Annotated in this window: 12 protein-coding genes; 9 read left to right on the top strand and 3 right to left on the bottom strand. The window is 44.4% G+C overall.

Annotated features, from left to right (window positions below):
• Positions 1–15: 15 nt before the first annotated feature.
• On the bottom strand, positions 16–2,409 hold the full coding sequence (locus tag NST85_RS28360; RefSeq protein WP_341190987.1) for a glycoside hydrolase family 9 protein: 2,394 nt from the start codon (positions 2,407–2,409) through the stop codon (positions 16–18).
• A gap of 14 nt (positions 2,410–2,423) precedes the next feature.
• A complete protein-coding gene (locus tag NST85_RS28355; protein WP_341190986.1) occupies positions 2,424–3,392 on the bottom strand; it encodes an ROK family protein in 969 nt (322 codons plus the stop codon).
• A gap of 436 nt (positions 3,393–3,828) precedes the next feature.
• Between NST85_RS28355 and NST85_RS28350 the strand changes: the two genes are divergently transcribed.
• The 9 genes from NST85_RS28350 to NST85_RS28310 all read left to right on the top strand — a co-directional run bounded on the left by NST85_RS28350 (position 3,829) and on the right by NST85_RS28310 (position 12,345).
• Positions 3,829–4,587, top strand: a complete 759-nt coding sequence (locus NST85_RS28350; protein ID WP_307400382.1) for a 6-phosphogluconolactonase — start codon at positions 3,829–3,831, stop codon at positions 4,585–4,587.
• On the top strand, positions 4,584–5,375 hold the full coding sequence (locus NST85_RS28345; protein ID WP_341190985.1) for a sugar phosphate isomerase/epimerase family protein: 792 nt from the start codon (positions 4,584–4,586) through the stop codon (positions 5,373–5,375). The genes NST85_RS28350 and NST85_RS28345 overlap by 4 nt, the downstream gene beginning before the upstream one ends.
• A gap of 7 nt (positions 5,376–5,382) precedes the next feature.
• Positions 5,383–5,790: a VOC family protein gene (locus NST85_RS28340; RefSeq protein ID WP_307400387.1), complete on the top strand. Its 408-nt coding sequence runs from the start codon at positions 5,383–5,385 to the stop codon at positions 5,788–5,790.
• 32 nt (positions 5,791–5,822) lie between these two features.
• Positions 5,823–7,412, top strand: a complete 1,590-nt coding sequence (gene nagZ, locus NST85_RS28335; protein ID WP_341190984.1) for a beta-N-acetylhexosaminidase — start codon at positions 5,823–5,825, stop codon at positions 7,410–7,412.
• A 125-nt stretch (positions 7,413–7,537) separates the two neighbouring features.
• Positions 7,538–8,506 carry an ABC transporter permease gene (locus tag NST85_RS28330; protein ID WP_341190983.1) on the top strand — a complete coding sequence of 323 codons (969 nt, stop codon included), beginning with the start codon at positions 7,538–7,540 and terminating at the stop codon, positions 8,504–8,506.
• Between the two features lie 70 nt (positions 8,507–8,576).
• Positions 8,577–9,401: a carbohydrate ABC transporter permease gene (locus NST85_RS28325; RefSeq protein WP_370877732.1), complete on the top strand. Its 825-nt coding sequence runs from the start codon at positions 8,577–8,579 to the stop codon at positions 9,399–9,401.
• An 81-nt stretch (positions 9,402–9,482) separates the two neighbouring features.
• Complete coding sequence (locus tag NST85_RS28320) at positions 9,483–11,105, top strand: extracellular solute-binding protein (RefSeq protein WP_341191180.1); 1,623 nt, start codon at positions 9,483–9,485, stop codon at positions 11,103–11,105.
• A gap of 31 nt (positions 11,106–11,136) precedes the next feature.
• Positions 11,137–11,775, top strand: a complete 639-nt coding sequence (locus NST85_RS28315; RefSeq protein WP_341190982.1) for a ThuA domain-containing protein — start codon at positions 11,137–11,139, stop codon at positions 11,773–11,775.
• A gap of 87 nt (positions 11,776–11,862) precedes the next feature.
• A complete protein-coding gene (locus NST85_RS28310) occupies positions 11,863–12,345 on the top strand; it encodes a GNAT family N-acetyltransferase (RefSeq protein WP_341190981.1) in 483 nt (160 codons plus the stop codon).
• A gap of 62 nt (positions 12,346–12,407) precedes the next feature.
• On the opposite strand, the gene NST85_RS28305 is transcribed toward NST85_RS28310, so the two are convergent.
• Complete coding sequence (locus tag NST85_RS28305) at positions 12,408–12,812, bottom strand: tetratricopeptide repeat protein (protein WP_341190980.1); 405 nt, start codon at positions 12,810–12,812, stop codon at positions 12,408–12,410.
• Positions 12,813–12,933: the final 121 nt, after the last annotated feature.

The raw sequence follows: 12,933 nt of genomic DNA, 5'->3' as shown, positions 1-12,933 counted from the left end.
CACATCTGCATATTTCTAGATATCTTTCACATATAGATCAGCTATAATCGACAGCCACTTGCCGGCGTTCCCCGTCCAGACTTCTTTGTAGGTAGCGTTATTGAATTGAGGCCAGTAGGGCTCATCTTCATTACCGAACGTTTGAATCCCTACCGGAATTTCACCCGTCATTTCACCGCTCATAACAGAGTATTGCTGCGCATAACGATAGCCCTCACCATACATCAGTGATTGGCCAAACGGATTTTTGCCCACAATCCACTGCAACTGTCCTTCGGCGATCTCCTTTAAATTACGGTCCTTCAAATAGGCAGCGGCTAATGAAGCGGCCTTCCCAGTAGATAAGATCACAGCATTGTTGCCTCTAAAGGAAAACCATACGGGGAACTTCCGCAGATAATAGGAGTCATTCAATTTGACGCCGTGTTTCAACTGGTCCTGATAGTCCTCTTGTGCACGGTGATCTGTCAGAAGATGCTGATAATGAAAGCTTTTCTCGTCTAAATGCTCTTTGATATGATACACACCACTCGATATCATTGGATAAGGCAACGTATAGGTCGATAGATCTTTCAGATATTGTCCGTAAGCTTGGATGGACTGTAGCCAGCCCTCCGCTTGTGGATGATTATTTTGCGTTTCGTGAATGGCGATAAGGGCATGCATGTACAAATGCTCCCGGGCTTGATGGTTAAAATGTTGTAGTACCTGTTTATTTGGGTCGCGATAGAAAAACCCAGATAATGTGGAGCTATTATCAAGGATAATGCCCTCTAGTTCTTGGCAATCTTGGACGTATGCGATAAACTCTGCAGCTTTAAGAGCGTACCATTCATCCTTTGTTATACGGTATAGCATCGATGCTGCCCAAGAAGCTGTCGCCATATATAGACTTTCCGAAGTTTGATATGTATGCTCCCAGAAGATGGGCTTCTGGTCAAAGCCATGTTGCTCAAATTCCGCTATCGCAAATTGAAAATCTTCCTTTGCAATTTGAACCAAGCGGTTGGATAGGGCATCGTTCGTTGTTATCAGCTGGCTACTAATGTAGGCCTCAATTCCCGCACAATAGAAATTCTCGTAAGCTTGATTATGAACGCGGGCTTCTGCATCGTCCATATTGCCGATCCGCCCATCTGTCCAGCGGGTAATGCCGGCGCTTGTCGCTCGGTATCCATCGCCGAAGCGTGTCTTAAGTATGAAATCTAAGCCCCATTCGCCTTCTTCTAATAGCCTGAGGTAGAGATCTTCGTCGAGTAGCTTCACCTTCTCCGCCATTTCGAAGAGGGAGAGGGTCACTTCGGCTGTTTGAATTAGCTGTTGTGATACATCCCCAGCATCGTGCCAGCCCCCATTGAAGGACAGGGTTGTATCCTCATGAGTTGCGATAATATCGGCGTGACAGCTACCATGAATGCCAGGGACGGGATAACCACACCGCTCGCAGAAAATGAAGTTCAATGCTTTCCAAACGGATGCATGCCAAATATCCACGCTATTCCCTATAGTAAATGGCTCGGAGGTTAATGCCCCAACTTGTAAATAATAGCTACCTTCTTGAGATAGTTCGGAGAAATCCATAATGTAGAATTTGCCTAGATCCGTCTCCATGATATCGATATTGCCGGAGTATGCCATCTTGTTTGTCTCGGCATGCTTTACTTCGAACCGTTGAGCGGGCAATTGTGAGGCAAAGGCCGTTTTGATCCCGGATAAGTTATATCCGCTGTGGGAGAAGATAATATCATTTGGTTTAGGAATCCAGCCTTTTGAGATCTCGAATTCTACTACCCTCTCAAGTTTCACTTTACGTAGGCGTAGCTCTAGCTCATCACCTGTAGTTCGTTCCTTGCCGACCAAGTAGTAGCCGATCGACAGCTCAGTAATCGCATCTCTAGGTAACCCTTCGATTTCCAAGTGTACGGTATTCCATTCGTGGTTGTTCAGATTGATACCATGATAGCCTTCACGATGGTAGATGTCAGGAACGGGGATAATGCCCTCATTTTTGAACCTCAGCATAATATATGGGTTAGGGACACCAGGGAAATTAGGATATACCTCGAGTGTGATCCGGTTGAAATCTTCCCAATTTTCACGGTCAAATGTCTTGACCATACTCGCGGTCCCAAAGTTTACGTAGTCGCCGTCTTCTGGGGCACCTTCTGGCCAGTCTGGCATAAGTGATGGAGAGCTTATCTGAAGCTCCTGATTAGGAAGTGTGAGTAAGTCCCAGATTCCTGTATTAATCCAGCCGGCACTACCTGGGTGCCTAGAGTCGAATAGATATTTTTCTTCCAGAACGGTATTGTTTTTTTGCTCATGCTCAAGTGAAAACTCCTCGTCCAGCACTAACGGCCGATGAATATAACCCGATTGTTTAATCGCCTCTTTGAACTTGGTGTTCATATCCTTCCAACTCCTCATCGTAATAATTTACTAGTCTCCAAACCAACCAATGCAGCGCCAATAAGTCCACTCTCGGTTTGCGAATGCTTCGGTAATACAAGACCATTGGTTACAAAGCGCATCGTACGTGGATTTAAATAGTGCTTAATTCTGTTCAAAAAGTATGTGTTATTCGTGACTCCACCACCGAGAATAATCGTGTCTGGATCGCTGACCCGTACCAGATTCATAATCGTTGAAGCAAGAGCCGCAGCAGCATCTTCAGTAACTTTCGAACAGAGCTCATCTCCGGATTCAGCCCCGTCAAATATGGCATAGGCTGATATGCGCTCGCCCTCTTCAATGTTCAAAGAGGTGGAGGGGTATTCGTCTTTCAAGGCAATGATCCGCTCATGTAATCCTAGACCCGATGCTAACCGCTCTACGCACCCCGTCCGACCGCATCCGCATAACACATCGCTATCCATCGCAACGACTGTATGCCCAATTTCACCAGCATTGAAATGTGAGCCTGTAATGTATTCTTTGTTAACAACGAAGCCAGCTGCAATGCCTGTACCGACATTCAAATATAGAAAATTATTGGATAAAGTTCCCCATCCGAAGTGCTGTTCTGACTTCGTAGCACAGGCTACGTCATTATCGATTCCGCAGGGCAAATGGAATAAAGCTTCGATGATCTGCTTAACATCCGTCTCTTGAGATTTACCGGGCTCAATTTCAAGCCATATCCCATTCTCATGATCAACTCGTCCAACAAGACCAATCCCTATGGCTATTTGCTCCTTAGCTATGAAGGGTACTGTTTTCTTATAATCATGAATTGCATGAATAATATGTTCGAGTGCAATAGTCTGCGTGGTTGTATCGCTGAGATAAGACTTGGTATTTAGGACCTCTCCATCTGGTGTAACCTCTCCCAGCAGTATTTTGGTTCCACCTAGATCTATCGCAAGAATGGATGTAGGAATCTCGTTGTCCACTAGAAAACATCTCCTGACTACTTGGTAACTTTACCATTTTGTGAATGTGTAACGTTTTCGAAACAAGGTTATCAAACAAGAAATTAGCTGTCAACTAAACAAAAGCGGGTTAAAAACATGATTTCACTGCAATTATTGCATCCCAAAAGCTGAAAACCTAGGTGTGACGCTGGAATTCAGCATTATAAGTTGATGTATTTCATAAGAGTTTAGTCCGTATTTGATAGGTTAACGGTGAACGAAATGTGAAAATATGTGTATAAAACATTGACAGGGTAAATATTACCTGATATTTTATGTGTAACGTTACACAAACATTTGACGAAAGTCCACTATTCGGAATCGTTCGTCGCCCAGGGTTAAGTTTGGTTGACACGCAAGAATGAGAAGGAAGAATAGTGAGAAAATTTGAGTTTTAGGCTCTGAGGAGGCAACCATGAAAATTACAATCATGCCGGACGAACAGAAATTTGATACTACAGCAGCTTGGAGAATTATCGCACAAATCATGCAGAAGCCAGATTCTGTCATTGGCTTATCTACCGGACAGACAACTGGTGGGATGCATCGAATCGTGTCAGACATTTATAGGGAGTATCCATTTGATGTTTCGAAAGTGACCTTCTTCAACGTTGATGAATTGACGAATTTGGAAAGAGAGTATTCAGGAAGCTGCTATACGATGATTTACGATCAATTAGTAAGGCATCTGGGTATTTCTGAAGATAACTTCATCATGCCACCAACATTATCGGATGATTTTGAAAGAGAATCGAAGATTTTTGAGGAGAGACTAGCTGGTCGTGGGGGCGTAGATTTACAAATGCTCGGCATCGGAATGAATGGTCACATTGGAATCAACCAACCCGGCACTCCTTTTGAAAGCGAGACTTGGGTATCCCCGATGGATCCTGACTTTGAAGCCCGTGTCCGTAGAGAAACTAACGTGCCGGACAGCTTAGAGTTAGGTGGACTAACACGCGGTATCAAAAATATAATGCACACACGTAAAATCATCCTGGTTGCCAAAGGCGTGCACAAAGCCAAGATCATCGAACAAGCGCTGCTCGGACCTGTGACAACAGACATCCCAGCTTCGATCATTCAATTGCATCCGAACTGTGAAGTGCTTATGGATGCTGAGGCTGCAGCTAGCGTCAAGCACTTGGTATCAAAATGGGATGGCATTTCATGAAACCCCTATCCGTTGCGTTAGGGTTGTATTCTGTTTATCGGGAGCTGCAGGCTGACATCGAACAAACGCTTTTTCGTGTAAAAGAGCTTGGCTACGAAGGCGTTGAGTTTTATGGCAAGTTTGTACACCCCCCCGAAGTGATTCGGACGCTCTTGGAACGAAATGGTCTTGTGAATTGTGGCTGGCATACCGAGTGGGAGTTATTGCAACCGGATACACTCCCCGCGACGGTTCAATATCACAAGCTTGCAGGTACTCGAAATGTGATCATTCCGGCGCTCGGCGGTCCATGGGAAATTGCCCATATCCAAGAGGAGGACTGCCCGGAGGTTTGGATACAGCACGCTAAGAGGATGAACCAAATAAGTAAACGACTGCAACAACATGGAATGAGGCTCGGGTATCACACGCACGCACACGAATTTGAGATTCGATACGATGACGGAACTACTCCGTGGGATCTGCTGTGTGAGCATCTGAATAATGACATCATCCTTGAACTAGATACCGGCAATTGCTTGGAAGCAGGTGTCGATCCAGAGGAAGTGCTTGCAGCAATTCCGGGTCGCCCCTTACTTGTACACGGTAAACCCTATTCCCACCGAAGCGGATTGGAGAGCTTTATCGGAGCGGAAGATGACGATAATAACTGGCCTGAAATTGCGAAGCAATGCCAGATTGCTGGTACGGAGTGGCTTATTGTAGAACATGAGTCTGAAAAGGCATATCCCGGTTTTGAAGGTGCAGAACGTTCTCTGCAGGGGATCCAATCCGTTCTGGAGGGATAGTAACGAAATGTATACGACAAATAAGCGGTTAGGCATTCACCACGTTTGCTTGAAAACATTTGATCTGGCCCGAACGGTTGCGTTCTATATAGAAGGTTTGGGAGCTAAGTTCTTGGTCGAGTGGGGCACAGATGGCGGGAATGATCATGCTGTGCTAGTTGATTTAGGTGACGGTGATATTATCGAGATCTTTCAATCTAACGATTCGTTCCCTATGGGCATATGGCAGCACGTGGCGATTCGCACGGAGGATATTGAAGCATCACTACTCAAAGCCGAAGCTGCAGGGGCAACTCGCAGGGGGCAACCGATGGACGCTGACATTACGGCCCATTCAGGGGAGATCGTTCGAATGCGCTTTTGCTTTATTGAGGCTCCAGGTGGAGAAATGATCGAATTTATACAAGATCGGTAATGCGCCGGAAATCAAGGAGGAATGGTTCCCAAATGATAAGAGATCAACTGAAAAACATGAGTTTGGAGCAAAAGGTCGGTCAATTGTTTATGTGTGGGTTTGATGATACGAAGCCCAATGATGCAATTCTAAGCCTGATTAATGATTATCATATTGGCGGCGTCAACTATTTCCGCCGCAATGCTAGTTCACCAGAACAAGTAGCCACTCTATCTGCAGATCTTCAACAAGCATCAGGCATTCCGCTACTTATTTCTATCGACCAAGAGGGCGGCATGGTGGCGGGGATTGAAAAGGGCGTTACTCTCATGCCTGGTAATATGGCGATTGGTGCGACGAGGGATATCGAAGCGGCCCACAAAGCGGCCTTCATCGCAGGCAGAGAACTGCGGGCTATGGGTATCAATATGGACTTTGCTCCTTGTTTAGACGTTAATAACAATCCGGATAACCCTGTAATCGGTGTTCGTTCTTACGGGGAGAGTCCGAGTCTAGTTGCTACCATGGGCTGTGCTGCAATCAAAGGGTATCAGGAAGCAGGTGTAACTGCCACCACGAAACACTTTCCTGGACATGGGGACACGAACGCTGACTCCCATCATGAATTACCACTAGTAGGTCATGATCGCAAGCGGTTACATGAGGTGGAATTAGTTCCATTCAAGCAGGCTATTGCTTCTGGAGTAGATGCAGTAATGACGGCGCATGTGATCTTTCCCGCTTATGAGGATCAAGATATTCCGGCAACATTGTCCCATAAGATATTGACGGGTCTGCTTCGGACGGAGTTAGGATTCGAGGGGATCATTACAACCGATTGTTTGGAGATGAACGCCATCCAAAAGGGTGTAGGTGTTGGTCTTGGGGCTGTTATGGCAATTGAAGCAGGAGCTGATCTGGTATTGATCAGTCACCAAATCTCGCTTCAAACCGAAGGGATTGAGGCGGTTCTTGCCGCTGTCCGCAGCGGAAGGATCAGTGAAGCACGCATCGAGGAATCGGTGGAACGCTTACTGAAACTGAAACAGAAAAATGGGCTATTCGAGCAAAGTAAGCCCGTGAATACATCAATCATCGCTACGGATGAATCGCTGACATTCGCGAGGTCGCTTAGCGAAGCAAGTATTACGCTCGTTAAGAACGAGGGTACATTCCCATTAAACTCTGACGCAAGAACGTATATTGTATGGCCGAATATGCGTCCAGTCTCAGAAACGGCTGAACCCGAAGGCCAGGAAGTAACGCTCGGTAAAATGCTGACAAGCAGGGTGACTGGGCTCAAGGAACAGGTTATTGACGTTAATCCAAGTGAAGATGAGATAGCGAATGTGTTAGCAGAAAGCTTGGATTACGAGCAGGTCGTTGTTGCTACGTATAATGCTAGCTTTTCAACGGGTCAGCAGCGACTCGTGCAGGAGCTCGCAGAAAGAGAAGGCATAGCGCTAATCGTCGCTTCCCTGCGAATTCCGTACGATTTAACAACTTTCCCTAAGGTTAAAACCTATCTAGCCTGCTACGAGAACAAACCGCTCACTATTCAGTCATTAGCCAAAGTACTCATGGGAGACATTCCTGCGAGAGGTAAGCTTCCTGTTACGGTAGGATCTTATGCAGCCGAGTGACCTAAGCCTAAGCCAGCTATCAACAACCTGAAATTGGGTTATCTCATGCATAGCTTGATCCCTTATGCTTCAAGCTCATTCCACATCAATACTAGAGAAGTTATGAAAAAACTGGAGGATGCCAAATGGATGGAGAATCAGCAATCCCAGGAGTACAGGCCAATCGCCCTGACTTAAAAGCAAGGGCTAAGAAATTCGGAAGAAAGTTTGTCAGTCAACGGTATTTGCAGATGATGGTGCTGCTTGGAGTAGCATGGATGATCATATTTAACTACATTCCATTGTACGGGATCATCATTGCGTTCAAGGAGTTCAATATTATTCATTCGATCGCTGAAGCGCCTTGGGTTGGATTAAAGCATTTCAAAGAATTTCTGACCGATGAAAACCTACTTTATGTACTAAAAAATACGCTGGGTATGAGCTTTTTTAAGTTACTCATTGGCTTTCCGCTACCGATATTGTTCGCACTCTTTCTTAACGAGCTTCGTAATGTGCGTTTCAAGAGATTTGTACAAACCATCTCGTATTTACCCCACTTTCTGTCGTGGGTCATTTTAGGTGGGATCCTGACGACCTGGCTTGCGGATGTCGGAATCATCAACAATATGCTAATGGCTTTGAATTGGATCGACGAACCAATTAGTTTCTTGGCAGAACCATCTTACTTCTGGACCATCGTCATTACCTCGGATATTTGGAAGGAACTTGGATGGTCTGCGATTATTTATCTAGCCGCCATTTCGAGCGTTTCACCTGAGTTGTACGAGGCGGCAACCATCGATGGGGCAAGTCGATTCCAACAGATGTTCCGGGTTACGTTACCTATGATTAAAGGGACTGTCTCAATATTGTTCATTCTGGCGATTAGTGGCATTTTGAACTCCAACTTCGATCAGGTATTCATTTTGAGAAACCAACTTAATGAAACCGCGAGTAATGTCATCGACACCTATGTGTATCAAACGGGGATTACCCAAGGGCGTTTTTCCTATTCAACAGCAGTCGGCCTATTTAAATCAATCATTGCCTTTATTCTTTTGCTCTGCGCCAACTTTGTCACGAAGAAGCTAAACGATACTTCATTATTTTAAAAGGATGATTAGAATGCGAGGGAAACGTAATTTAGGAGATTCACTCTTTGATTGGGGCAATGTGTTGTTAATGGTGTTCATCTGCTTCATCACGCTCTATCCGATATGGTATGTGTTGATCAATTCCTTTAACGACGGCGTCGACGCTATGAGGGGCGGTATTTACTGGTACCCTAGAGTGTTCAGTCTAGAAAGTTACGAGGCTGTTTTCAAAAATAAAGGCCTTATGACATCGATGGGTGTAACGGTTGCAAAAACGGTAATTGGTACTGTTGTACATGTATTGTTTACGGCGATGGTTGCTTATGGGGTATCGCGAAAAGACTTGATCGGGAAAAATATCTACATGCTTATAGGAACGGTTACGATGTTTTTTGGTGGAGGGCTAATCCCATCCTACCTACTAATCCGCGACCTTCATTTATTGGATACTTTTTGGGTTTATATCATTCCAGCGATGTTTAGCTTCTTCGATCTTATTATTTTTCTCACGTTCTTCCGCGATATTCCTGAAGGTATGGAAGAAGCGGCGAAAATTGATGGAGCGAATGATCTGAAAATTTTTTATCGCATTGTTCTTCCTGTGTCTATGCCAGTTATGGCGACAATTGCTATGTTCCACGGGGTCTTTCAGTGGAATGACTACTTCACAGCTGTTATCTACACGAACAACCCTGACCTACAGCCGATTCAAACGTTCTTGTATCGGATCGTCGCATTATCTGGATCGAATCAGATTGCATCTGTAGTACCTGGTAACGTTGTCCGGACCGTAACCTCGCAGTCTGTCAAACTAGCGACAATGGTAATTACGACAGTACCTATCGTCATGGTGTATCCATTCTTGCAGAAGTATTTCGTGAAGGGCTTCATGATCGGTTCAATGAAAGGTTAAATTCCCTCGGCTACAGACTTTGTTTCAATACAAAGATGTACATAAATACACATACGAAAAGGGGTTTTGAAGTTGAGCAAAATGCGTAAAGGTCTGATCGTTGGAATGCTTTTCTGCATGGTATTTGTCTCAGTCGCATGTTCGTCTACTAAGTCTTCAGAAAACACAGGTTCTTCTAATTCAGCTGAGCCTGTAGTACTAGACCCTAACGTACCAGGTTGGAAGTCTGACTTGACTCCGATCACGTTTGATTGGTATGTAAACTTCTCATGGTTCACTAATAAGTGGGGGGAAGACTATACTTCTAAGTACATCACTGAAAAAACCGGCGTTAACGTTAATCTGATCGTTCCAGCTGGGAATGAGAACGAGAAGCTCCAAACGATGATCGCATCTGGTGACTTACCCGACTTCCTCACATTGGGTGTAGATGATGGTGCGGTCCAGAAATTGATCGACGGTGGTTTGGTAGAATCATGGAATGAGCTAGCTGACAAATACGATCCGTATTTCTTCAATGCTTCAGATCCAGATAAAGTAAGATGGTTCACACAGGAAGACGGTAATTTCTACGGTTATCCGAACGCCTCTTCTTCACCAAATGATTTCACGAAATATGGTGTGCAATATACATCGAACCAATCATTCCTTGTCCGTAAAGATATGTATGAAGCACTTGGTAAACCGGACATGAGAACTCCAGAAGGTTTCCTTAATGCTCTACAGGCGGCAAAAGAAATGTATCCAGACGTAGACGGGCAACCGCTCATTCCGTTAACCTTTCACGAATTCACAGACAATGGTAACTACTCGCTTGAAAACTTTTTGCAGAACTTCTTAGCTATTCCGCAAGAAAAAGACGGGAAGTTATATGACCGCACTACGGATCCTGAGTATATCAAATGGTTAAAAACATTCCGCAAAGCGAACGAAATGGGATTACTCTCTAAAGATATCTTTATCGACAAGCGTCCGCAAGTGGATGAGAAAGTTACACAAGGTCGTTATTTCTCCATGCTATATCAAGTTTCAGACGTTGGACCGCAAAATGCCGAGGTTTATTTGAGTGACCCGAATAAGGTTTATATTCCGATTGACGGGCCGTCGAACTCTAATTTAGATCAGCCAACACTTGCAGGCCCAAGTATTAACGGTTGGACATTCACTCTTATCTCTAAGAATGTAAAAGATAAGAAAAGAGCTATCGAATTTATGACCTACATGATTAGTGAAGAGGGTCAAAAGGACATTGCATTAGGTGTAGAAGGTATAACCTATGAGAATGTTAACGGCAAGGATCAATTCATAGAATCATATTTGAAAGATACTAGTGGCAGCACTAAGTATGGAGCACAACAGGCATTTTGGATGCTTATGGATACGAACATGTGGTTAAACTGGGCACCGCCGACTATTGAACCGTACTTAACCTCTCAGGAATGGTCAAAGGGCAAAACTTATAACTTCTCGGAGTTTAATCAGCTTGATCCTGCAGGTACGTCTGAAGAAGGTATCATAGCGACGAATATCAAACAATTGTGGGGCAAGACATTGACGAAGCTATTGCTATCTAAGAATGATGCTGATTTTGATGAAACCTTTAATAAATTTATTAAAGAGCGCGATAAATTAGGATTTGATAAAGTAGTGGCATATCAACAAAAGAAATACGAGGAAAATAGAAAAAAACTCGGAATTGAGTAGTAATACTAACAATGAATAAGGTGGTTGTTATATGCTGAAGACGGTTTATGTCGTAAGAGATGATTTTTATCATCCAAAAGAAGTCATCGATCCGGAAATTGCCAAGGTCTTTAATTCAAATGAGTGGAATGTCGTCTTGACCAACCGTTTAAGAGATATACTAGAAACTGAACAACAAGTAGATTTGACGATGTTATTTACTGTGGGTCGTCCGGACGGGGAAGCAGACATTACGCATGAAGAGCAGAATCGTTTCATAGCCAAAGTTAAAGACGGAATGGGTGCCATGTTCGTTCATGCAGGTTTAGTCTTGATCGAGGAAGATAGCCCATTCTACGTCGAACTGAATTCTGGTAGATTTCTAGGACACTCGCATGATCACGTGCCTGTTGAGAACGTTACGATTCGTAACGTCTCTCATCCGGTATTGGAAGGCATTACTGGATTCACTGCTATGGACGAACATTACTATTGTTCGGTCGATGTCTCCCGCACTGATATGTTGATGTTAAGCACATCCGAAGTAGTGACCGCCGCTTGCGCCTGGGCACACTCGGTGGGAAGTGGTAAAGTGGTAGGTATGACGCCGGGCCATACTACAGAGGCACTTGGTCACCCGCAAATGATTCGCTTGATGCAAAATGCAGCTAACTGGACCACGGGTCTTTAGTCTAAACCGATGTTTCCCAAGATGCCTTGTTGCATTCCTTACGCGCATTGGGGATGTACATATGCAGTCAGAGGAGGAGTTTGAACTATGTCCGATATGCTTGTAAAGCTGTATGAACTAAATGAAGTTGAGTCCATTGAAGATTTCAAACAACGTACTGGGGTGACGATAAGGCGTGCAATGCCCCCAGAAAAACATGTTGTGACGGGATGGGTTAGTGAACATTTCGGTCTCCCTTGGGTAAGTGAATGTGAAGTCGCATTTTCCCGCCCTGCTGTAAATTGCCTAGTGGCTATTGAAGACAATAAAATGCTGGGATTTGCTTGTTACGACGTTACAGCTAAAGGTTTTTTTGGTCCTACAGGCGTTGATGAGAAGGAACAGGGTAGAGGAATTGGCACCATGTTATGCTTATATGCTCTGCAATTGATGCGAACCGAAGGTTATGGATATGCCATTATTGGAGGCGCAGGCCCAACTGAATTTTATGCTAAAACGATTGGGGCTACGATCATCGAAGGCTCAGTACCAGGCATATATAATGGAATGCTAAATAAAGATTGGGATTAACAAGAACTCCCCATCATCATCCGTATTGGATGCACGATGGGGAGTTCTTTATTCGTTCGTCTCTAGATGTCAGACTCGTCAGATTCCTCAGAAGAATTTGCGTCAGATTGAGCTTGCGCTGCTTCATTCCGGCTCCATTCCAAGAACGTAGATGTATCTTCATCTTCAGGGTCCATTTCATGTGCAATCTCAAATTCTCTGATAGCATCTTCAAGTTGATCCAAATAATAATAGGCGTACCCCACACGGAAATGCCATAGTGGGTTATTCTTTAACTCTTCGTCAACCTTCAAGAACCACTTCAGCGCTTCTTTGTAACGTCCCAGATTGTTCAGGGCTCTCCCCAAATGAATGGCTAGTTCATCGTCAATCAGCGGTGTAGGAATTTCATTAATTCGATCGACTATTTGGTTGTACTCATCCCCTTCATGCCAAGCATTCAGTTCTGCGATAAGTTCATCTCTCATTGCTTATGCCTCCCGATTATAGGTAGAAATAGTGTGAAAAGGGCATTTATCATCCTGAAAATCCCCTACTTAAGAAATACTTTACCACTTCTACGAGGAGTTTCCCATTCCTTCCATTACA

Source organism: Paenibacillus sp. FSL K6-2524 (assembly GCF_038005525.1).
Lineage (GTDB): Bacteria > Bacillota > Bacilli > Paenibacillales > Paenibacillaceae > Fontibacillus > Fontibacillus anaericanus.
The sequence above is the reverse complement of the archived record's forward strand: the minus strand, read 5'-3'. Positions and strand labels throughout refer to the sequence as shown.

Excerpts from the sequence above, each read along its gene's own strand:
- NST85_RS28360 (WP_341190987.1), bottom strand. The coding sequence starts at position 2,409 with ATGAACACCAAGTTCAAAGAGGCGATTAAACAATCGGGTTATATTCAT.
- NST85_RS28350 (WP_307400382.1), top strand. The coding sequence starts at position 3,829 with ATGAAAATTACAATCATGCCGGACGAACAGAAATTTGATACTACAGCA.
- NST85_RS28345 (WP_341190985.1), top strand. The coding sequence starts at position 4,584 with ATGAAACCCCTATCCGTTGCGTTAGGGTTGTATTCTGTTTATCGGGAG.
- NST85_RS28340 (WP_307400387.1), top strand. The coding sequence starts at position 5,383 with ATGTATACGACAAATAAGCGGTTAGGCATTCACCACGTTTGCTTGAAA.
- nagZ (WP_341190984.1), top strand. The coding sequence starts at position 5,823 with ATGATAAGAGATCAACTGAAAAACATGAGTTTGGAGCAAAAGGTCGGT.
- NST85_RS28330 (WP_341190983.1), top strand. The coding sequence starts at position 7,538 with ATGGATGGAGAATCAGCAATCCCAGGAGTACAGGCCAATCGCCCTGAC.
- NST85_RS28325 (WP_370877732.1), top strand. The coding sequence starts at position 8,577 with ATGGTGTTCATCTGCTTCATCACGCTCTATCCGATATGGTATGTGTTG.
- NST85_RS28320 (WP_341191180.1), top strand. The coding sequence starts at position 9,483 with ATGCGTAAAGGTCTGATCGTTGGAATGCTTTTCTGCATGGTATTTGTC.
- NST85_RS28315 (WP_341190982.1), top strand. The coding sequence starts at position 11,137 with ATGCTGAAGACGGTTTATGTCGTAAGAGATGATTTTTATCATCCAAAA.
- NST85_RS28310 (WP_341190981.1), top strand. The coding sequence starts at position 11,863 with ATGTCCGATATGCTTGTAAAGCTGTATGAACTAAATGAAGTTGAGTCC.
- NST85_RS28305 (WP_341190980.1), bottom strand. The coding sequence starts at position 12,812 with ATGAGAGATGAACTTATCGCAGAACTGAATGCTTGGCATGAAGGGGAT.